The organism is Kitasatospora sp. NPDC059648 (assembly GCF_042734825.1).
Taxonomy (GTDB): domain Bacteria; phylum Actinomycetota; class Actinomycetes; order Streptomycetales; family Streptomycetaceae; genus Kitasatospora.
Genome location: NZ_JBHWDU010000008.1, coordinates 125364 through 146313, shown reverse-complemented (window position 1 = coordinate 146313; position 20950 = coordinate 125364). Strand labels below are relative to the sequence as shown.

16 protein-coding genes and 2 tRNA genes are annotated in these 20950 nt (G+C 73.9%); 7 read left to right on the top strand and 11 right to left on the bottom strand.

The genetic code is table 11. The features are described 5' to 3' along the window. The first annotated feature begins 48 nt into the window (after nt 1-48). Nucleotides 49-798 carry a trypsin-like serine peptidase gene (locus ACFV1W_RS08070; protein ID WP_380414183.1) on the top strand — a complete coding sequence of 250 codons (750 nt, stop codon included), beginning with the start codon at nt 49-51 and terminating at the stop codon, nt 796-798. A gap of 139 nt (nt 799-937) precedes the next feature. On the opposite strand, the gene ACFV1W_RS08065 is transcribed toward ACFV1W_RS08070, so the two are convergent. Further along, a tRNA-Asn gene (locus ACFV1W_RS08065) sits at nt 938-1010 on the bottom strand. A 62-nt stretch (nt 1011-1072) separates the two neighbouring features. Further along, nucleotides 1073-1145: transfer RNA gene (locus tag ACFV1W_RS08060), tRNA-Asn, on the bottom strand. A 243-nt stretch (nt 1146-1388) separates the two neighbouring features. Here ACFV1W_RS08060 and ACFV1W_RS08055 point away from each other — a divergent pair. The 4 genes from ACFV1W_RS08055 to ACFV1W_RS08040 all read left to right on the top strand — a co-directional run bounded on the left by ACFV1W_RS08055 (nt 1389) and on the right by ACFV1W_RS08040 (nt 6308). Then, nucleotides 1389-1682, top strand: coding sequence for a hypothetical protein (locus tag ACFV1W_RS08055; RefSeq protein WP_380414181.1), 294 nt, complete (start codon nt 1389-1391; stop codon nt 1680-1682). 107 nt (nt 1683-1789) lie between these two features. Further along, nucleotides 1790-3226 carry an FGGY family carbohydrate kinase gene (locus ACFV1W_RS08050; protein ID WP_380414179.1) on the top strand — a complete coding sequence of 479 codons (1437 nt, stop codon included), beginning with the start codon at nt 1790-1792 and terminating at the stop codon, nt 3224-3226. Nucleotides 3227-3365: 139 nt separating this feature from the next. Then, nucleotides 3366-4769, top strand: coding sequence for a glutamate decarboxylase (locus ACFV1W_RS08045; protein ID WP_380414177.1), 1404 nt, complete (start codon nt 3366-3368; stop codon nt 4767-4769). 429 nt (nt 4770-5198) lie between these two features. Further along, complete coding sequence (locus ACFV1W_RS08040; RefSeq protein ID WP_380414175.1) at nt 5199-6308, top strand: DUF2690 domain-containing protein; 1110 nt, start codon at nt 5199-5201, stop codon at nt 6306-6308. A 31-nt stretch (nt 6309-6339) separates the two neighbouring features. Here the strand turns inward: ACFV1W_RS08040 and ACFV1W_RS08035 are convergent, their stop codons facing one another. From ACFV1W_RS08035 to ACFV1W_RS08015, 5 genes are all read right to left on the bottom strand, one after another. After that, on the bottom strand, nt 6340-7500 hold the full coding sequence (locus tag ACFV1W_RS08035) for a sigma-70 family RNA polymerase sigma factor (protein WP_380414173.1): 1161 nt from the start codon (nt 7498-7500) through the stop codon (nt 6340-6342). Between the two features lie 148 nt (nt 7501-7648). Further along, nucleotides 7649-9565, bottom strand: coding sequence for a DNA primase (gene dnaG, locus ACFV1W_RS08030; RefSeq protein WP_380414171.1), 1917 nt, complete (start codon nt 9563-9565; stop codon nt 7649-7651). Nucleotides 9566-9629: 64 nt separating this feature from the next. Further along, nucleotides 9630-10940, bottom strand: a complete 1311-nt coding sequence (locus tag ACFV1W_RS08025) for a deoxyguanosinetriphosphate triphosphohydrolase (RefSeq protein WP_380414169.1) — start codon at nt 10938-10940, stop codon at nt 9630-9632. A 148-nt stretch (nt 10941-11088) separates the two neighbouring features. Continuing rightward, nucleotides 11089-12099: an SGNH/GDSL hydrolase family protein gene (locus tag ACFV1W_RS08020; protein WP_380414167.1), complete on the bottom strand. Its 1011-nt coding sequence runs from the start codon at nt 12097-12099 to the stop codon at nt 11089-11091. 134 nt (nt 12100-12233) lie between these two features. Then, complete coding sequence (locus ACFV1W_RS08015) at nt 12234-13178, bottom strand: PAC2 family protein (RefSeq protein WP_380414165.1); 945 nt, start codon at nt 13176-13178, stop codon at nt 12234-12236. Between the two features lie 676 nt (nt 13179-13854). Between ACFV1W_RS08015 and ACFV1W_RS08010 the strand changes: the two genes are divergently transcribed. Beyond that, complete coding sequence (locus tag ACFV1W_RS08010; RefSeq protein WP_380414163.1) at nt 13855-14589, top strand: GNAT family N-acetyltransferase; 735 nt, start codon at nt 13855-13857, stop codon at nt 14587-14589. Here ACFV1W_RS08010 and ACFV1W_RS08005 read toward each other — a convergent pair. Then, complete coding sequence (locus ACFV1W_RS08005; RefSeq protein ID WP_380414161.1) at nt 14579-15844, bottom strand: ADP-ribosylglycohydrolase family protein; 1266 nt, start codon at nt 15842-15844, stop codon at nt 14579-14581. The genes ACFV1W_RS08010 and ACFV1W_RS08005 overlap by 11 nt on opposite strands. Nucleotides 15845-15968: 124 nt before the next feature. Here ACFV1W_RS08005 and ACFV1W_RS08000 point away from each other — a divergent pair, with 124 nt between their 5' ends. Further along, nucleotides 15969-16964, top strand: coding sequence for a hypothetical protein (locus tag ACFV1W_RS08000; RefSeq protein ID WP_380414159.1), 996 nt, complete (start codon nt 15969-15971; stop codon nt 16962-16964). 13 nt (nt 16965-16977) lie between these two features. Here ACFV1W_RS08000 and ACFV1W_RS07995 read toward each other — a convergent pair whose 3' ends face one another. The 3 genes from ACFV1W_RS07995 to ppdK all read right to left on the bottom strand — a co-directional run bounded on the left by ACFV1W_RS07995 (nt 16978) and on the right by ppdK (nt 20735). Continuing rightward, nucleotides 16978-17124: a transcriptional regulator gene (locus ACFV1W_RS07995; RefSeq protein WP_380414157.1), complete on the bottom strand. Its 147-nt coding sequence runs from the start codon at nt 17122-17124 to the stop codon at nt 16978-16980. Between the two features lie 175 nt (nt 17125-17299). Next, on the bottom strand, nt 17300-17806 hold the full coding sequence (locus tag ACFV1W_RS07990; protein ID WP_380414156.1) for a ribonuclease: 507 nt from the start codon (nt 17804-17806) through the stop codon (nt 17300-17302). 220 nt (nt 17807-18026) lie between these two features. Continuing rightward, complete coding sequence (ppdK, locus tag ACFV1W_RS07985; protein ID WP_380414154.1) at nt 18027-20735, bottom strand: pyruvate, phosphate dikinase; 2709 nt, start codon at nt 20733-20735, stop codon at nt 18027-18029. Nucleotides 20736-20950: the final 215 nt, after the last annotated feature.

Sequence of the window (20950 nt, the reverse complement as noted above, 5' to 3'; positions counted from 1 at the left end):
GGAGAGCACGGCCCGGATGCCCGCCCCGAGGAACGAGACGGAGCGCCGATGGCCCCCCGCCCGGTGCCGCCCCCGCGTGCGGCCGGAGCGACCGCGCTGGCCGCCCTGCTGCTGGCCTCCGGCACCGCGTGCGGCGGCGGGGCGGACGCGGCGCCGAACGCCGAGGTCGCCCAGCAGAGCCCGGCCCGCGACCGGATCGGCACCCTGTCCGTCCACGGTCCGCTGGGCTCCCGGGCCTGCACCGCGAGTGTGGTGCACAGCCCCGGGCGCAACCTCCTGGTCACCGCCGCGCACTGCGTGCAGAACCAGCGGGTCGGCCTGCTGGACGGCCTGGTGTTCACCCCCGGCTACCGCAACGGGTACTCCCCGTACGGGAGTTGGCAGGTGCAGTCGATCACCGTCGACCCGCGCTGGGCCTCGGACGACGACCCCGACTACGACGTGGCCTTCGTCACGGTCAGCCCGTCCGACGGCCGACAGATCGAGGACGCGGTCGGCGGCAACCCGCTCGGCACCGGCCGGGGCGTCGGACTGGCGGTCTCGGTGACCGGCTACCCCAACGAGAGCGACGAGCCGATCACCTGCTCGGTCCGGACCAGCGCGCAGAGCGCCACCCAGGAGCGCTTCGACTGCGGCGGCTACACCGACGGCACCAGCGGCAGCCCGTGGGTGACCGGCGACGGCGCGGTGGTCGGCGTGATCGGCGGCTACCAGGAGGGCGGGGAGACCCCGGGCACCTCGTACAGCGTCGCGTTCGACCAGCGGATCGCCGACCTCTACCGGAGGGCGACCACCTGATCCCGCGGGGCCCCGGGGCAACGGGCCTGGGATGACGGCCCCGGGGTGACGGACGCGACACGGGCCCGGGCAACACGAAGGCCCCCCGGTCGTCCGAGGGGCCCTCGCTCTGAGCAGTCACCGGGCGGGCCCGGCGCAGCTCCCGCAATTGGACTCGAACCAATAACCTGCCGGTTAACAGCCGGCTGCTCTGCCAATTGAGCTATGCGGGATCGCGGTACTCGACTTCCGTACCACGCACAGGAAGTGGGCCCCGAAGAGCACTACTCCTGAGCTCCCCCAATTGGACTCGAACCAATAACCTGCCGATTAACAGTCGGCTGCTCTGCCAATTGAGCTATGGGGGATCGGCTTCCGCCTCGGCTCCCGTCTCCCGGGCTCCTCGGCGCTCGCTGCGGGACATACATTAGCGCACTCGGGGGGGTGGTCCGCCAATCGCTTTCCCCGGCCGCCCCCGGACCGCCGGTCCGGCGTGCCCCGCGCGCGCCCACGACCGCACCCGGGGATGCTGGGGTCGCGGACGGTTCGCCGTCCCGAGCAACGGGTAGGGCAATGCGGCAGAAGGCCGCCAGGAGAGGGTGGGTCCGATCATGTGGAAGCTGTCGTTGGCCGTGGGTTTCGCGGCCGGCTACGTCCTCGGCTCGCGGGCCGGGCGCCAGCGCTACGAACAGATCGCCAAGGTCACCCGGCAGATCGCCCAGACCCCTGCGGTGCAGGGGGCGGCCGACCGGGCTCGGCAGCAGGCCGGCGCGGTGGCCGGGAAGGCGGCCGGCGCCGTCGCGGACCGGGTCGGGGACCGACTGCCGAGCGCGATCACCGACCGGGTGCCGTACTTCAGCCGGTCCCGGACGGAGGACGACGGCTGGGGTACCTTCCGCCCGTGACGGGGTGGTGATCCCGAAGCAAAGCGGATCCCAACCCGGGGTCCCGAACCGGCAACGGCTCACCCGGCCCGGACGCGTACCGGGCCGGGCTGAGGCATGATCTCGACATGGCCATCGTCGCGGGGATAGACAGCTCGACCAGCCGCACCAGGATCGTCGCGTGCGACACCGACACCGGCACCGTCCTTCGCTCCGGCAAGGCGCCGCACCCCGTGCCCGAGGACCAGGACCTGCGCCCCGGCGAGACCGACCCGCAGGTCTGGCTGCACTCGCTCGGCGACGCCGCGGCCGGCGGCCTGCTGGAGAGCGTCCGGGCGATCGGCGTCAGCGCGCAGCAGCACGGCATGATCGGCCTGGACGCGGGCGGGGTACTGGTCCGGCCCGCGATGCTGTGGAACGACCCGCGCTCCAGCGGCGCCGCCGCCAAACTGCTGGACGCCCTCGGCGGACCGGCCGCCTGGACCGCCGCGATCGGCGCGGTGCCCGGCCCGACGTACACCATCGCCAAGCTGCGCTGGCTGGCCGAGTTCGAGCCGGCCAGCGCCCGCCGGGTCGCCGAGGTGCTGCTGCCGCACGACTGGCTGGTCTGGCAGCTGCTCGGCCACCCCAAGCGCCGCACCACCGACCGCGGCGACGCCTCCGGTACCGGCTACTGGTCCCCGATCACCGGGGAGTACCGGCAGGACCTGGTCGAGCTGGCGCTCGGCCACGAGCTCCGGCTGCCGGACGTACTCGGCCCCGCCGAACCCGCCGGGCACACCCCCGAGGGCCTGCTGATCTCGGCCGGCACCGGCGACAACATGGCCGCCGCCCTGGGCCTCGGCCTCGGCCCGGGCGACGCGGTGGTCTCGCTCGGCAGCGCCGGGACGATCTTCGCGGTGCACGAGAAGGCCGTGGTGGACGCCACCGGCCTGGTCTCCTCCTTCGCCGACGCGAGCGGCCGCCACCTGCCGATGGTCGCCACCCTCAACGCCGCCCAGGTGCTGCGCTCCACCGCCGCCCTGCTCGGCTCGGACCTGGACGGGCTGAGCGACCTCGCCCTGCACTCCTCCCCCGGCGCCTACGGCCTGGTGCTGCTCCCGTACCTGGACGGCGAGCGCACGCCCGCGCTGCCGCACGCCGCCGGCACCCTGACCGGCCTGCGGGTCGAGGCGATGACCCCGCAGCACCTGGCCCGGGCCGCCGTCGAGGGCATGCTGTGCAACATCGCCGACGCGCTGGACGTGCTGCGCGCCCAGGGCGTCGAGATCAGGCGGGTGTTCCTGCTCGGCACGGCCGGCCGGCTGCCGGCCGTGCGGCACGCCGCCCCGATGCTGTTCGGCGTCCCTGTCGTGGTGCCCCCGCCGGGCGCCCACGCCGCCCGCGGCGCCGCCCGACAGGCCGCCTGGGCGCTGGCCGGCACCGCCGAGCCGCCGGAGTGGGAGCTGCCGGACGCCGAGACGGTGGAGCCCGAGGGCGAGCAGGACCTGGCGATCGGTGCGGCGGTGCGCCAGCAGTACCGCGCCGCCCGCGACCAGGTCCACCCGGAGGCGGCCTCCGCCTAGGGCCGATGCCGGGGTCCGGCCGGCCGCCCGCCCCGAGTCACGGCGGCGGCCGGAGCGGGACGCTGAAGATGCGTCACCCGGCGCCCGGTGGCAGCGTGGGTCGGGACACGGCCACCGAAGCGAAGGGCGGCAGGATCCCATGGCCCTGCACAAGGGGACCGGCAGCGACCGCCGGCTGAACGTCACCCCGTTCGTCGGCATCACCGATCCGCTGGGCTCGATGGAGCTCGCCCCGCCGGTGCACCGGCTCGGCGAGGGCGCGGTCGCCGCCGACACCGCGTACCAGCTGATCCACGACGAGCTGATGCTGGACGGCAGCGCGAAGCTCAACCTGGCGACCTTCGTCACCACCTCGATGGAGGTGCAGGCCACCCGGCTGATGACCGAGTGCCTGGACAAGAACATGATCGACAAGGACGAGTACCCCCAGACCGCCGAACTGGAGCGGCGCTGCGTGGCCATCCTCGCCGACCTCTGGCACGCCCCGGACCCGGACACCGCGGTCGGCTGCTCCACCACCGGCTCCAGCGAGGCCTGCATGCTGGCCGGAATGGCGCTCAAGCGCCGCTGGATGCGCCGCAACCCCGAGCGCTACGCGGCCGGGGCCCGGCCCAACCTGGTGATGGGCGTCAACGTGCAGGTGTGCTGGGACAAGTTCTGCAACTTCTGGGAGGTCGACGCCCGCACCGCGCCGATGGAGGGCGAGCGCTTCCACCTGGGCGCCGAGCAGGCGGCCGCGCTGTGCGACGAGGACACCATCGGCGTGGTCGGCGTCCTCGGCTCCACCTTCGACGGGTCGTACGAGCCGATCGCGGAGATCTGCGCGGCCCTGGACGAGCTCCAGGAGCGCACCGGCCTGGACGTCCCGGTGCACGTGGACGGCGCCTCCGGCGGCATGGTGGCGCCCTTCCTCGACCCGGACCTGGTCTGGGACTTCCGGCTCCCCCGGGTGCAGTCGATCAACACCTCCGGCCACAAGTACGGGCTGGTCTACCCCGGCGTCGGCTGGGCGCTGTGGCGGGACCACGAGGCGCTGCCCGAGGAGTTGGTGTTCAAGGTCAACTACCTGGGCGGCGAGATGCCGACCTTCGCGCTCAACTTCTCCCGGCCCGGCGCGCAGGTCGCGGCGCAGTACTACGTCTTCCTGCGGCTCGGCCGGGCGGGCTTCAAGGCGGTCCAGGGCGCCTGCCGGGAGGTCGCCACCTACCTGGCCGGGGAGATCGGGAAACTGGACTGCTTCCGGCTGCTGACCCGCGGCGACCAGCTCCCGGTGTTCGCCTTCACCACCACCGAGGACGTGAACTTCGACGTGTTCGACGTCTCGCGGCGGCTGCGGGAGCGCGGCTGGCAGGTGCCCGCCTACACCTTCCCGGCGGACCGGGAGGACCTGTCGGTGCTCCGGGTGGTCTGCCGCAACGGCTTCTCCCGGGACCTCGCCGACCTGCTGCTCGGCGACCTCCGCCGGCTGCTGCCGGAGCTGCGGCGCCAGCCCGTCCCGCTCAAGGAGCTGGGGGTGCCGGCCAGCGAGGGCTTCCACCACTGAGGCGGGACGGAAGGACGGGCGGGAGGACGGCCCGGAAAACGCCGCGGCGGGAGGGCGCAGGGGAAGCGCCCTCCCGCCGGATGGTCCCGGTCGTCCGGGACAGCCTCCCCCCGCGAGGCTGCCCCGAACGGTGGGGGTGTCCGGGACCCCGTGTCGGGCCGGCACCGGCCGACCGGCCGGGGCCCGAACGAAGCGGCCGGGGCGGTGGAAACGCACCGGCGAGGAGAACTCTGCACGACGAACAGGTGACTCTTCGACGGTCCGGGGGGTTGTGAGACACTTCCGTCCGTCCCAACGCCATGACCAGGAGTTTGGGACACCGGGCCGCTGAGGTTGGAGAAGGGGAGACACCGAACGGCCGGACCGGGCGCGCGCACCCTCCCGCCCCCGTCCACCGTCGTCCCGTCTCGCGAGTCATGGAGGGTCGCATTGGCTTCCGCCTGGAAGGACCTGCCCGAGGAGCTGTCAGCGCCCGCGCGGCTGCTGGCGGAGGAGCTCCGGGCGATCAAGGACGCCGCCGGGCTCTCGCTGTCCGAGCTGGCCGGCCGCACCCACTACAGCCGGGCCTCCTGGGAGCGCTGGCTGAACGGCAAGCGGGTGGTCACCGAGCAGGCGCTGGAGGCGCTGATCGGGGCGGTGGACTGCGACGCGGCGGCGCTGCGGCGGCTGTGGCGGCAGGCGACGGAGCGCGCCGCCGAGGCGACCACCGGCGAGGCGACCACCGCCGGGGCGGCCGCCGCCGGGCAGACCGCTGAAGAGGCGGCCACCGTCGGAGAACCGGCCGCCGAGCCCGCCGACGGGGACGGGGCGGTGCCCGCAGAGCCGGCGCCGACGGCCGAGGAGGCCCCCGGGCCGGCCCCGGCCGGACCCGCCGTCGTGTGGTGGCGGCGCCCGGTGGCGCTGGTCTCCGGCGCGGTGGTGCTGGCGCTGCTGCTGGTGCTGGTCGGCCTGCGGGTCAGTCGGCACGACGACGAGGCCTCGGCGGCCGACGCGCCCGCCCCGACCGCTCCGGCCGTGGCCAAGCCCGCCCCCTCCGACCCGCCGTGCCGGGCCGTCGGCTGCGCCCACAAGGACCCCAAGACCACCGGCTGCGGAAAGGACGCCCGGACCCTGCAGACCCAGGTCATCGGCAAGGTCGTCGTCTACCTCCGGTACAGCAGAGCCTGCCAGGCCGCCTGGGCGGCGATCACCGAGGGCGAGCCCAAGGACTACGCGGTGATCACCGACAGCACCGGGGACAGCGAGACCGCGATGATCCACTGGGGCTACGACAACTACTCGGCGATGCTGAACGCGGCCGACCCGTCGGTCGGCTTCCGGGTCTGCGGTTTCCAGCCCGCCGGGCACGACTGCACCTCGACCGTCACCGACCTGGCCTCGGTGGTGGCCTCCACCCCGATCCCGATCGGTCCCGCCTCCCCGCCCCCGGGCGCCGGGGGCGCGGCGGCGACGCCCAGCGACCCGGCCACGCCCTCGCAGGCCCCGCCCGCACCGGTACCGCCCACCGACCAGCCGTCGCCCGGTCCGTCCGCCCCGTAGGGTCCGCCGGGGCAGGTCGGGCAGGCCCCGGCTAGTCGAGGTAGCCGCGCAGCTGCGCGGAGTAGGCGTGCTCGCGGAGCTTGACCAGCGTCTTGGACTCGATCTGGCGGATCCGCTCCCGGGTCACGCCGAACACCGCGCCGATCTCCTCCAGGGTGCGCGGGCGGCCGTCGTCCAGCCCGTAGCGGAGCTGGACGACCTGGCGCTCCCGCTCGCCCAGGGTGGCCAGCACCGCGTCCAGGTGCTGGCGCAGCAGCAGGAAGGTCGCGGACTCGGCGGGCGAGGCGGCGTCGGCGTCCTCGATCAGGTCGCCGAGCGCGACGTCGTCCTCCTCGCCGACCGGGGTGTGCAGCGAGATCGGCTCCTGGGCCAGCCGGAGCAGTTCGCGCACCCGCGCCTCGGTGAGTTCCAGGGCGGTGGCGATGTCGGCCGGGGTGGGTTCCAGGCCGCGTTCCTGCAGCAGGACGCGCTGCACCCGGACCACCCGGTTGATCAGTTCGACCACGTGCACCGGCACCCGGATCGTCCGGGCCTGGTCGGCCAGCGCCCGGCTCATCGCCTGCCGGATCCACCAGGTCGCGTACGTCGAGAACTTGTAGCCGCGGGCGTAGTCGAACTTCTCCACCGCCCGGATCAGGCCGAGGTTGCCCTCCTGGATCAGGTCCAGCAGGGTCAGCCCGCGACCGACGTAGCGCTTGGCGACGGAGACCACCAGGCGCAGGTTCGCCTCGATCAGGCGGTGCTTGGCGATCCGGCCGAGGACCACCAGGGTGTCCAGCTCGCGGGCCAGTGGGTCGGGCGGCGGCGGATCGCCGTCCAGTCGCTCCTCGGCGAACAGGCCGGCCTCGATCCGGCGGGCCAGCTCGACCTCCTCCGCGGCGGTGAGGAGCCGGATCCGCCCGATCTCGCGCAGGTACTGGCGCAGCAGGTCGGCGGCCGGGCCGCCGCCCTCGGCGGGTACGGGCGGACCGTCGCCGCCGTCGTCGGCCTCAGGCCCGACCGCGGGCCCGGCCTCCGCCTCCGGGCTGTCGGGGTGGCCCTCGGGCAGCCCCTGGGCGGGGATCCGCGCGCCGTCCGGCGGTGCGGCCCCGGCCCGGCCGTGGTCCGTCTCCTGCTCCCGGGCCGGCGGCGCGGCGGGATCGGTTCGTCTGGTGGCGGTGGTCGCTGCGGCAAGGCCTCGGTCCACGGGCATCCCCTCGGGGCGGGCGCGACTCTGGCGGACCCGCGCTGTACGAAGGTGGGACGCCCTCCAGTGTGGGGTACGCCACGCTCCGTGGCCGAGACTCGTGCGCCGACTTTCTGCGCAGGACTTCCGGTGGCTCCCCGGCGCCACGGAAGTCCTAGAGTGCCGCCGCGCCCCGGCTGCGGAGCTGCTGCCCGTACTGCTGGAGCTGCCACAGCTCGGTCTGCACCGCGTGCAGCTGCTCGGCGTCGGCCCGGTGGCCGAGCCGCTGGAGGTAGCCGCGGACCTCGGTGATCCGGCGGTCGACGGCCAGCAGGCGCAGCTTGACCAGGAACTCGCCCGCGTAGACCGCGTCCGCCTTGCGGAGCGAGCGCACCGGTTCGACGGTCAGCTCGGTCACCAGCGAGCGCACCTGGTCGTCGGGGGCCGCCTCGCGCACGGCGCCGGTGAAGTCGGGCAGGGTCGCCCCGTGGGCGGCGCCGCCGGCCTTGGCGATGGCCTGCCGGACGGCGGTGTACGGCGGGGTCGGGAACTCGTCGTCGCCGTAGTGGTCGAAGGCCGGGCTGACCAGGTCCGGGTGCTGGAGCGCCAGCTTGAGCAGCTCGCGCTCGACGAACTGGGCCGGGTCGCGCGGGTTGAGCCGGAACGCGGGCCGGGCGGGGCGGGGCGCCGCGACGGGCTGCTCGGTGCGCCGCTGCTGGCCGTTGCCGCGGGGGTTCTGCTGCTTCTCCCGCTCCCAGCGGGCCAGCTGGGAGATCCGGCGGACCACGAACTGCTCGTCGCCGGGGTTCACGCCGAGCATGCCGGCCAGGCGGATCGCGTAGCCGTGCCGGATCGACGGGTCCTTGATCTTGGCGACGATCAGGGCCGCCTCCTCCATTGCGGCGGCCTGCCCCTCGGGCGTCTCCACCCGGTGCTTCGACACCGCCGTGTTCAGCGCGAACTCGAACAGCGGGACCGGGTTGTCGATCAGCTGCCGGACCGCCTCGTCGCCCTGGGCCAACCGCAGCTCGCAGGGGTCCATACCGCCCGGGCTGACCGCGATGGAGGTCTTGGCGGCGAACTTCTGGTCGTCCTCGAAGGCGCGCAGGGCGGCCTTCTGGCCGGCCGCGTCGCCGTCGAAGGTGAAGACCGTCTCGCCCCGGTACTGCGAGGTGTCCATCAGCAGCCGACGGATGATCTTGATGTGGTCCTCGGCGAAGGCGGTGCCGCAGGTGGCCACCGCCGACGTGACCCCGGCCAGGTGGCAGGCCATCACGTCGGTGTAGCCCTCGACCACCACCGCGCGGCCCGACTTGGCGATCTCCTTCTTCGCCAGGTCGATCCCGTACAGCACGTGGGACTTCTTGTAGATCGGCGTCTCGGGGGTGTTCAGGTACTTCGGACCGTTGTCGTCCTCGCGCAGCCGGCGCGCGCCGAAGCCGACCACCTCGCCCGCGATGTCCCGGATCGGCCAGACCAGCCGGCCCCGGAAGCGGTCGATCAGACCGCCGCGCTGGCCCTGCGAGGCCAGGCCGCCCTGGAGGATCTCCTTGTCGGTGAAGCCCTTGCCGCGCAGGAAGCGGACCAGGTGCTCCCACCCCGCGGGGGCGTAGCCGACGCCGAAGGCCTTGGCGGCCTCCTCGTCGAAGCCGCGCTCCGCCAGGAAGCGGCGGCCGATCTCCGCCTCCGGCGAGGCCAGCTGCTCCTGGTACCAGGCCGCCGCGACCTTGTGCGCCTCGACCAGGCGGGTGCGCTCGCCCTGCTGGTGGCGGGGGCTGTAGCCGCCCTCCTCGTAGCGCAGGGTGATGCCGGCTTGGGCGGCCATCCGCTCGACGGCCTCGGCGAAGGTGAAGTGCTCGATCTTCATCAGGAAGGCGATGGTGTCGCCGTTCTCCTGGCAGCCGAAGCAGTGGAAGACGCCCTTGGCGGGGTTGACGTAGAAGGAGGCGGACTTCTCGTCGTGGAAGGGGCAGACGCCCTTGTACTCACCGCCGCCACCGTTGGTCAGCTGTACGTAGTCGCCGACCACCGCGTCGATCGGCAGTGCGCTGCGCACCGCCTGTACGTCTTCGTCCCTGATCCGCCCGGCCACCCCGGAAGTCTACTGGGGCGGCCGGGGTTCCGAGCCGGGGTCCGGGCCGGGTCCGGCCGGGGGGCTATGCCCAGGCGGCGCCGACCAGTTTGGCGTGCAGGGCGAGGGCCGAGGCGTCCGTGAGGGTGGCGATCTGGTCGATGACCGTCCGGAGGGCGGCGCGGTCGTCCTCGGCCTCGTGGTACATCGCGGCGAACACCGGGTCCAGCCCCTCCGGCGCGCGCTGGGTCAGGACGTACGCCAGCTCGGCGATCACGATCCGCTGGCGGGCCCGCAGCTGGGCCTGCTCGTCGCGCATCATCACGAAGCGGACCGCGACCGCCTTGAGGACCGCGCACTCCAGCCGGACCCCCCTCGGCACCACCAGCTCGGCGGCGTAGCGGGTGAGCCGGCCGGGGCCGTAGCGGGCCCGGGTGGCCTGCTCGGCGGCCAGGCAGAAGCGGCCGATCAGCTGGCTGGTGAAGTCCTTGAGCCCGGCCCGGGCGCGCGCCGTGCCGTCGTAGGCCTGCGGCCACCAGTCCTGGGCGAGCAGCCGGTCCAGCGCGGCGGCCAGCTCCTCCGGCTCGGCGTCCGGGGCGTAGCGCTCGGCGACCTTGAACAGTTCGGCGCGCTCGCTGGGGGCGCGCAGTGCGGCCGGGTCGATGTGGCCGGCCTGAAGGCCGTCCTCGACGTCGTGGGTGGAGTAGGCCACGTCGTCGGACCAGTCCATGACGGTGGCCTCGAAGCACTTGCGACCGGTCGGCGAGCCGGCCCGCAGCCAGCGGAAGACCGGCAGGTCGTCGGCGTAGACGCCGTACTTGGGCGAGGCCGGGTCGTCGGGGTGGGCGCCCTTGGTCCACGGGTACTTGGTGGCGGCGTCCAGGGCGGCCCTGGTCAGGTTGAGGCCGACGCTGCGGCCGGGCCAGGGGGCGAGCCGGGCGGCGGGCTGGTCCTCCTGGGGCGCGAAGCGCTTGGGTTCGAGCCGGGTGAGGATGCGCAGCGACTGGGCGTTGCCCTCGAAGCCGCCGCAGGCCTCGGCGGCCTGGTCGAGGGCCTCCTCTCCGGTGTGGCCGAAGGGGGGGTGGCCGATGTCGTGGGCCAGGCAGCCGGTCTCCACCAGATCCGGGTCGCAGCCCAGGGCGGCGCCCAGTTCCCGCCCGACCTGGGCGCATTCGAGCGAGTGGGTCAGCCGGGTGCGGGGGAAGTCGCTGCGCATCGGGGCGACCACCTGGGTGGTGCCGGCCAGTCGGCGCAGCGCGGCGGAGTGCAGCACCCGGGCGCGGTCGCGCTGGAAGGCGGTGCGGCCGGGGCGCTTGTCCGGCTCGGGGACCCAGCGGGCCTCGGCGGCGTGGTCGTACGGGATCGGGGCGGCGAGGCGGTGCGTGGTGTCGTCCATATGACGCTCACGGTACGCCGCACCCCCGACACGCGGGGGCTGCCGCGCGCGAAGGAGCGCGGACCGGGGCGTGAACCGTGGGAGGCGCGCCGGTGTCCGCCCGCGCGACCCGCTCGTACTCGCACGGCCCCGTCCCGGAGCCTCCCGGTCAGCCCCGGACGGCCTTCAGCACGACGCCGGCCACCGCCTCCTCGCCCCCGGCGTTGGGGTGGACCGGGGTGAGCCCGTGGGCCGGGAAGGGCGGCTCGATCCAGCGCGAGCCCTCCCCCGCGCACATGTCGTGCCCGGCCGAGGGCCCGGCGGTGTCCACGAACACCGCCCCGGCGGCCTCGGCGCGCTGCTTGAGCATCCCGTTGAGCTGCTGCTCCTTCTCGGCGAGGAAGCCGAGGTCCGCCGCCGCGACCGTGGTGCCCAGCACCGGCCGGCAGCTCACCGGGTCGGCCGGGAGCAGCGCCGGGTAGCCGACCACGTACACCCGGGCCTGCGGGGAGCGGCGCCTGATCTCCCGGAGGACGTCGGCGACCTTGCCGCCGGCCTCGTCCACCCGGGCCTGCAGTTGGTCGGAGCCGCCCGAGGCGTAGTGCTCCCGGCAGGGCGCTGCCGAGGTCTGCTCGCCGACCAGGTCCTTGACCGCGCCCACCAGGGTGTCCCGGGCGCACTCGGTGACGACCTGCATGAAGCCCGCGTCGTTGCCGCCGATGCCCAGGGTGACCAGCCGGGTGTCCGGGGTCAGCGCGTCCAGCTGGGCCGGGTTGGAGCCGTCGTCGGTCTTCTGCGCGGTTTTCAGGTCCCCGGTGCGGGCGCCGCTGCAGCTGACGTCCCGGAACTGCCCGGGCGCCAGGGCGAGCGCCTTCGCCACCAGCGAGGGGTAGTTGACCCCGGAGCGGCCGCAGCCGCCCGGTTCGCCGACCTGCGGATCGATCTTCGGCCCGGCGGTGTAGGAGTCGCCGAGGGCCACGTACGGGCCGCTGGGCGGGGTGGGGGTCGGCGTCGGGGTGGCGGCGGCAGGGGCCCGCCCGGGCAGCGCGCCCGCGAAGCCCCGGTCCGAGCCCTCGGAACCGTCCGAACCGCTCCCGCCGCTGCACCCGGCCAGTCCGGCCAGCAGCAGGGCGGCGAGCCCGGCCGTCACGACGACGGTCGGGCGTGTGGTCCTCGGCATGGCATCCCCCCGGGGCGCGAGTCACGGGCAGCTCCCTGCGGCGGCCCGTCCCCCGGGCACCGCCGAGTCCAACGTACGGGCGGCGCCGATGACTCCCGCCGGCGCCGTGCCTCTTCGGGGAGGACCGGGGCCCGCTACTCCGCGCCGCGCTCGTGCTCGGCCAGGAACTCCTCGAAGCGGCGCCCCAGCTCGTCCGCCGAGGGCAGGTCCGCCGGCTCGGCCAGCAGGCTCTCCCGGCCCTCGGCGCCCGCCACCGCGTCGTACTGGCCCTCCATGCCGCGGATCGCCACGCGCAACTCGCCGTCCCCCTGGGCCAGCTGCTCCTCGATGTCGGCGTACACCTCGCCGACCCGCTCGCGCAGCCGGGTGCCGGGCAGGACGAGGCCGGTCGCGGACTGCACCGCCTCCAGGATCAGCACGGCGGCGGCCGGGTAGGCGGAACGCGCCACGTAGTGCGGGACGTGCACGGCGAAGCCCAGCACGTCGTGCCCGGCCTCGGCCAGCCGGTACTCCAGCAGCGCCTGGGCGCTGCCCGGGACCTGCGCCTGCTCGAACCACTGCGGGTAGCCCGGCGCGAGGTCGAGCCGGTTGCCGTGCGGCGTCAGGCCGACCGGGCGGGTGTGCGGCACGCCCATCGGGATGCCGTGGAAGTCCAGGCTGAGCCGGACCTCGAAGCGCTCGACCAGCGCGCGGACGGCGCGCGCGAAACGCTCCCACTCGACGTCCGGCTCGGGGCCGGTGAGCAGCAGGAACGGGGCCCCGGCGGCGTCGCGGACCAGCTGGAGCAGGATCTCCGGCGGGTCGTAGGCCGTCCAGTGGTCGTGGTCGAACACCATCGCGGGGCGGCGGGCCCGGTAGTCGACCAGCCGGTCGTGGTCGAAACGGGCCACCACCTGCGGCGAACCCGTCTCCAGCAGGTGGGCCACCACCTGGCCGCCGGCCTCGCCGGCGTCCATGAATCCCTCGAAGTGGTGGAGCAGCACCAGGCCGGCGCCGGTGTCACGCAGCTCCGCGTTGGCCTCGGCCACAGCGGCCACGCCCCGCTCATCCAGCTCGTACAGCGCCTGGAAGTCTCGCACCGCGTACCCAACCCCGTTCCCTGCTCGTCCCGATCCGACCGGCTTCTCGTCCTCTCCAGCGTGCCGGGGCGCGCCGGAATTCCCGTTCCGGCCGACCGCTCGGCGCGCGACCCGCCCGACGACGCGGCCGGCAGCCGTCACCGACCGCTCCGGACCATGATCGCACCCGAAGGAAAAGTCCCTGGTCACGGGTGTTCAACAGCCCGATCCGCAGCGCGCGGTGGCGGCCCGCGCCGCCATTCGCGTGCCGCGAAGTGACGCACCGCGTTCTGGCGGGTATCGTCCTCTCGCTGCCTCGCATCGTCGCGTCGTCGTCACGTCGTCCGTAACGCCGTCGACCACGACCCGGATCGCTGCTCGGACAGCCACCCACGACGCATCTTGCCTTCACCTGGCCGCCTGCTTCCCTTCGCGCTCTCGTTTCCTCCTCGGCCATTTCGCGGACGCACACTGTCCCCTCGCTCTTCCCGCCGGACCGGTCCGAGGACCCGTGTCCGTTCCGGCACCACGCGCCGCCCGTTCCGGGCCGCCGCCCCCCGCCCCGCCCGACCGGAATCCTCCGGCGCGCACGGGTACCCGGAGGCGGAAACCGGGCCGGGGCGAACCAGTCCACCGCAGCCCGCGCCGCACCCCGGTGCGGACTGCGCCCTACGACCGATGAAGGACAGAAGGTTCCGTGCCAGCACCTGTCACCCTCACCGGCCGCACCGTGCGGCTGGAGCCCCTCGCCGCACACCATGCCGAGGCCATCGCCGAGGCCGGCGCCGAGGACCGTACGACCTACGCCTTCACCCCCGTCCCGCACGGCCTGGAAGCGGCTCGCGACTACGTCGCGCGGGCCCTCGCCGACCAGGCCGCGGGCCGGTCGCTGCCGTTCGCGACGGTGAGTGCCGCCGACGGCCGGGTGGTCGGCTCCACCCGGTTCCTGGAACTCGACTACTGGCAGGGCCCGCTGGTGTGGCCGCCCGCGCCCGGCGTGCCGTTCGGCGATCCGGCGACGGCCGTCCCGGACGCCGCCGAGATCGGGAACACCTGGCTCTCGCCGCGTGCCCAGGGCACCGGCATCAACACCGAGGCCAAGCTGCTGATGCTCCGGTACGCCTTCGAGACCTGGGGCGTGCAGCGGATCTCGCTGCGGGCCGACGCCCGCAACCTGCGCTCCCGGGCCGCGATCGAGCGGCTCGGCGCGACCTCCGAAGGGGTCCGCCGGGCGCACTCGCGCGGGCTGGACGGGGTGGTGCGCTCGACCGCCTTCTACTCGATCCTGGACTCCGAGTGGCCCGCCGTCCGGGACATCATCGAGCTGCGGATCGCCGCCGCCACCTCGCCGAGCGCCCCGGATCCGGCGATCAACCAGGAGTGCCTTAGACAGGGCGGCGGCGGCACCGGGCAGCTGATGATCACGGCCTGAGGCGCACCGGTCCACCGGCTGCGGCGGTCCTCAGGATCCAGCTCAGTGTGGTCAGGCCGTGGGGGTCCGTGGGCAGCACGGACCACCGGTGGTGGCCCGTTTCGACGGCCGCCGAGACCGGACGCCAGCCACCCCGGATCCTGGTGACCGCCACCTCCCAGACGGGGTGGCCGTCCTGGGGGCGGCAGATCCTGACCGAACCCTCGCGGGTGTGCACCGCCCAGCGGTGGTCCAGCGCGTCCGTGTGCCTCCCGGCCCGGATGCGCTGCCACTGCTCGTCGCTCCACTCCACGTCGGGAACGGGATGCGGGCGCGGAACCAGCATGTCCGCGCGGCCCCGGCCGCCGGTGACGCCGCCCGGCTCCGGGAACGTCCAGGTGGGCAGCGGCTCGCGGGCGGCCGCCCAGCTCGCCGGGATGCCGCGGCTGCCGGTGTGCGCGGCCACCACTCCCCCGGTGATCGCGGCCACGGTGTCCATGTCGCCACCGGCGGCGATCGCCTCCCGGACGGCCGCCCGGTAGTCGGTCAGCCACCGGGCGGCGCACCACAGGGCGTACGGAACAGTGTCGACGGCGGAGGTCCGGCTGCCGTTGCCGAGCACCTCGGCGGCGACCAGCGGGTCCGGTTCGGCGAGCAGGGCGATCGCCTCGTACAGGCCGTCGCGGACGGCGCCCAGCGGGGTGTGGTGGGCGACCCTGCCGAGAAGGCCCTCCGGCGTCACGGTCTCGGTCCGCGCCCGCACCGCGAGCGCCGCCGCCACCGCGACGGCGATCGCGCCGTCCACGGCCTGCGGATGGGTGTGGGTGATCACCGCCGTGCGGGCCGCCAGCCGGACGGCCTCGTCCAGGTCGTCCGCGCACGCCGCTCCCAGCGGAGCGACCCGCATCGCCGCGCCGTTGCCGTACGAGCCCTGGCCGTCGAAGGGTTCGGCGGCCAGCGCCCCGGCGTCGCCGCCCTCGCGGATCAGCCGGAGCATCCGGTTGGCGGCCGGGCCGTAGCCGCGGTCGAAGTCGTGGCGGAGGGCGAAGGCGTGGGTGAGGTCGAAGGTGTCGACGGTGCCGCGCTCGCGCTGGGCGGCGTACACCGAGCAGGCCATCTCGGTGTCGTCGGTCCACGGCCAGGGGCCGGGCGGGTCGGTGCGGGTGGTGAAGTGGGCCCGGGCGGTTTCCGGGACGAAGAACTGGGCGCCGAGGGCGTCACCGACGGATAGGCCGTTGAGCGCGTCGAGCGCCGGGCCGTTGGGTTCGGTCATCATGTGGGGCCCAGCTCAGCCGGTCGGCGGCGGTCTCGTCAACCTCCTTGTCGTCAACCTCCGTGCCGGGAGGCCTCTGACGAGGGATGTTCCGCATACCGCCGATCCGGGTGGGCAGCACCCGGGTATGACCCGCGCGAACCCGCTCGACCCCGTCGCCCTGCTCGGCGCCGACCAGCAGCACATCGCCACCCGGGCGCAGCTGCGCCGGCTCGGCGTGCCCTCCGGCACGATCGCGCACCGGCTGCGGCCGGGCGGCCCCTGGCAGCAGGTGCTGCCGCGGGTGATCTTCCTGCAGAGCGGGAGATTGACGGTGCATCAGAGGCTCAGGGCCGCCCTGGCGTACGCGAGTCCGAAGGGGCGGCACCCGCAGCCCGGGGAGGTGCTGCTGACCGGGCTCACCGTGCTGGCGGAGGCCGGGCTGCCGAGTGCCGGGCACCCGGCCGACCTGGCCGAGGTCGACGTGCTGATCCCGACCCAACGCCGGGTCGGCGACCGGGAGTTCGTCCGGGTGCGCCGGGCGTCCGGGGCGATGCCGGGCGGCTTCCAGCGGGACGACGGGCTGTGGAGCGCCACCGTCGCGCGGGCGCTGGCGGACGTGGCGCCGCAGGAGAGCGGGCAGCGCCGGTTCCGGGCGCTGTGTGCCGAGGCGGTGCAGCGCCGGCACTGCGAACTCGGCGAACTCCTGGACCAGTTGCTGGCCCGGCCGGGGGCGCTGGCACTGCCGCAGGTGGCCCGGGTGGTGGAGGACCTGACCGCCGGGGTGCGCTCGGTGGTGGAGGGCGAGGCCCGCGAGGTGCTCGCCCACGCGGGCCTGCCGGAGCCGCTGTGGAACCCGGTGCTCTTCCTGGACGGCCGGTTCCTCGCCGTGCCGGACGCCTACTGGCCGCACGCCTGCGTGGCCCTGGAGATCGACTCCCGCGCCTACCACCTGCGCCCGGCCGACCACGAACGCGGCCTGGCCCGCGCCAACCGGCTGACCGCCGCGGGCCTGCCGGTGGTCCGCACCACTCCGGTCCAGCTGCGGCGCGACCCGGCTCCGGTGCTGCACGGGCTGACCGCCCTGGTGACCACCGGTCCGCACGGCCCGCACGGGCGGATCAGCTGGCGGCGGGCACGGTGAACCCGCCGACGGGTCAGCCGTGTCGGGCCCCGGCGGCCTCGGCCGCGGCGACCAGCCGCTGGAGCTCGGCGAGATGAGCGGCGAGTGCGGCGCGGCCCTCCCGGGTGGCGGCGAGCCAGGTGCGCGGGCGCTTGCCGGCATACCCCTTCTTCACCGTCACGTACCCGGCCGGTCCACCGCCGGGACACGGCGCGGCCCCCGCTCCGCGAAGGGGAGACGGGGGCCGGGAATCCCGGGGGGGCCGACGGGGCGGGGGCGGTGTCGAGGACTCGGCCGGGCGGTGCCGGGGCCCGGAGACCGGGCAGGCCCGGGGAGCAGGAGGCAGGACCGCGGGCTCAGCAGCGCGGGTCGATCTCCTGGAAGGTCGCGTAGTGGTCCGGGGACCAGTACTGCTCGCCGGCGCTGCCGGTGACGACCCGTCGGGTGCCGCGGTCGTTGGAGCCCGGGGTGAGCACGGTGAACTCGTGGTAGTAGCCGTTGCCCTTCTTCGGCAGGCGGCTCTCGCGGTTCTCGAAGACGATGCCGTCCCGGTTGTACGGGTAGGGGCCGTTCTTGGCGATCAGGGCGAGGGTGTCCTGGGCCTGGCTGGGCAGCTTGGTGCGGCAGACGTCGGCCAGCGCCGGGTCCGCGGGCACCCAGGTGCCGCTCGGCGGGTTCGGGGCCGAGGGGCCTCCGGCCGGTGCGGACGGCTTGGGGGCCGAGGTGCCCGCGGCGGCGGTGGAGCTCGCGGCGGCCTTGGGGTGGCTGCCGCCGCCCTGGCCGGCGAGCAGGTACCCGACCCCGGCGAGCACGGCCAGGATCAGGACGGCCACGACGACGAGCGGGCTCTTGCTTCTGGTCATGCGGTCCAGCTTGGCAGGCGCCCGGGCCCGGACGGCCGCGTCACCCACATGACGGACGCCACAACGACGTACGGCCGGGCGGGAACGGACGCCGTTGTCCGTTCCCGCCCGGCCGTGTCACGTACGCCGGTTCTCCTGCGCCGAGCTCCGGTGTACGCCCTCCCGACGGGAGGGGAAGCGGTCAGTCGTACCCGCGCGTGAGTAGGGGATGCCTACCCTCTCAGCGCGAGTCGCTGCCCGCCGACTCGATGGCGGCGCGGCCTGCCTCCAGGCGCGCCACCGGGATGCGGAAGGGGGAGCAGGAGACGTAGTCCAGCCCCACCTCGTGGAAGAAGTGGACCGAGTCCGGGTCACCGCCGTGCTCGCCGCAGACGCCGAGCTTGAGGTCGGGGCGGGTGGCCCGGCCGGCCTCGACGGCGTGCTTGACGAGCGAGCCGACGCCGTCGCGGTCGATGGTCTCGAAGGGGGAGACCCCGAAGATGCCCTTCTCCAGGTAGGCGGTGAAGAACGAGGCCTCCACGTCGTCCCGGGAGAAGCCCCAGACCGTCTGGGTCAGGTCGTTGGTGCCGAAGGAGAAGAACTCCGCGGCCTCGGCGATCTGACCGGCGGTCACCGCGGCGCGCGGCAGCTCGATCATGGTGCCGAGCTTGATGTCCAGCTTGACGCCGGTGGACTGGGCGACCTCGGCGAGCACCCGCTCGCACTCGTCGCGGACCAGCTCCAGCTCCTGGACGGTGCCGACCAGCGGGATCATTACCTCGGGGCGCGGGTCCCCGCCGGCCAGCTTGCGCTCGGCGGCGGCCTCGGCGATGGCCCGGACCTGCATGCCGAACAGGCCGGGGATGACCAGGCCGAGGCGCACGCCGCGCAGGCCCAGCATCGGGTTCTGCTCGTGCAGCTTGTGCACCGCCTGGAGCAGGCGCAGGTCGTTCTCGTTCGGGTCCTTGCGGGCCTCGGCGAGGGCGACGCGCACCGACAGCTCGGTGATGTCGGGCAGGAACTCGTGCAGCGGCGGGTCGAGCAGGCGGACGGTGACGGGCAGGCCGTCCATCGCCTGGAAGAGCTCCAGGAAGTCGCCCTTCTGCAGCGGCAGCAGGGTGGAGAGGGCGAGCTCGCGGTCCTTGTCGTTGTCCGCGAGGATCAGGTGCTCGACCTCCTTGCGGCGCTCCTCACCGAGGAACATGTGCTCGGTGCGGCACAGGCCGATGCCCTGGGCGCCGTAGCGGCGGGCGCGCGAGCCGTCCTCGGCGTTGTCGGCGTTGGCGCGCACCGCGAGGCGGCGGCGGCCGTCGGCGTGCGACATCAGCCGGTGGACGGCCTGGACCAGCCCGCCCTGGACGTCCGCGCCGGCGTGCAGGGTGCCCTCGAAGTACTCGACCACGGGGGACGGCAGCACCGGCACCTCGCCGAGGTAGACCTTGCCGCTGGCGCCGTCGATCGAGACGACGTCGCCCTCGTGGACCACCAGGCCGTCGGCGGTGGTGAACTTGCGGCCCTTGGTGTCGACCTCCAGCTCCTCGGCGCCGCAGACACAGGTCTTGCCCATGCCGCGGGCGACGACGGCGGCGTGCGAGGTCTTGCCGCCGCGCGAGGTGAGGATGCCCTCGGCGGCGATCATGCCGTCCAGGTCGTCCGGGTTGGTCTCGCGGCGGACCAGGATGACCTTCTCGCCGGAGCGGGACCACTTGACGGCGGTGTAGGAGTCGAAGACGACCTTGCCGATCGCGGCACCGGGCGAGGCGGCCAGGCCCCAGCCGATCTGCTTGGACTCGGCGGTCGGGGCGAAGCGCGGGAACATCAGCTGGGCCAGCTGGCCGCCGGTGACGCGCATCAGGGCCTCGTCCAGGTCGATCAGGCCCTGGTCGACCAGCTGGACGGCGATCCGGAAGGCGGCCGCGGCGGTGCGCTTGCCGACGCGGGTCTGCAGCATCCAGAGCTTGCCGCGCTCGATGGTGAACTCGATGTCGCAGAGGTCGCGGTAGTGGTTCTCCAGCGTCTGCATGATCGCCATCAGCTCGTCGTACGACTTCTTGTCGAGCTTCTCCAGCTCGGACAGCTGCAGCGTGTTGCGGATGCCGGCGACGACGTCCTCGCCCTGGGCGTTGGACAGGTAGTCGCCGTAGACGCCCTGGGTGCCGGTGGAGGGGTCACGGGTGAAGGCGACGCCGGTGCCGGAGTCCTCGCCGAGGTTGCCGAAGACCATGGTGCAGACGTTGACCGCGGTGCCCAGGTCGTTCGGGATGCGCTCCTGGCGGCGGTACAGCCGGGCGCGGTCGCCGTTCCAGGAGTGGAAGACGGCGTGGATGGCGAGGTCCATCTGCTCGCGCGGGTCCTGCGGGAAGGCCCGGCCGGTCTCGCGCTCGACGATGCCCTTGAACACCTCGACCAGGTCCCGGAGGTCGGAAGCGTCCAGGTCCAGGTCGTTGACGGTGCCCTTGGCATGCTTGGCCTCGTCGAGGGCCTCCTCGAACAGCTCGCCGTCGACGCCCAGCACGGTCTTGCCGAACATCTGGACCAGGCGGCGGTAGGAGTCCCAGGCGAAGCGCTCGTTGCCCGACTGGGCGGCGAGGCCGGTCACCGAGACGTCGGAGAGGCCGATGTTGAGGACGGTGTCCATCATGCCGGGCATGGAGAACTTGGCACCGGAACGGACGGAGACCAGGAGCGGGTTGTCGGCCTGGCCGAGCTTCTTGCCCATCTCCTGTTCGAGGGCGTCCAGGTGGGCGCTGATCTCCTCGTGCAGCGAGGTGGGCTCGCTACCCGTCTCCAGGAAGACCTTGCAGGCCTCGGTGGTGATGGTGAACCCGGGGGGGACGGGGAGCCCCAGGTTGGTCATCTCGGCCAGGTTCGCGCCCTTGCCGCCAAGAAGATCCTTGAGGTCCTTGTTTCCTTCGGTGAAGGAGTAAACAAACTTCTGCTGGGACGGCACGGGTCGGTCTCCTCGTACGCGGTTGCCCTGACGCCGGAGAACATACCCATTTCGAAGGCACTTCTCTGCCCTGAATAGGCCACACGAGGCCGGTACCGAGGGGTAACCCGCTAGATCGAATGCGCGTAAAGGCGTTCACCTCTGTTGGCGAAATCGTCCCCCTGACGCGAGAATGCGTTCAAGTCTTGAATGCGGGGAAACGGGAAGATCGCCCG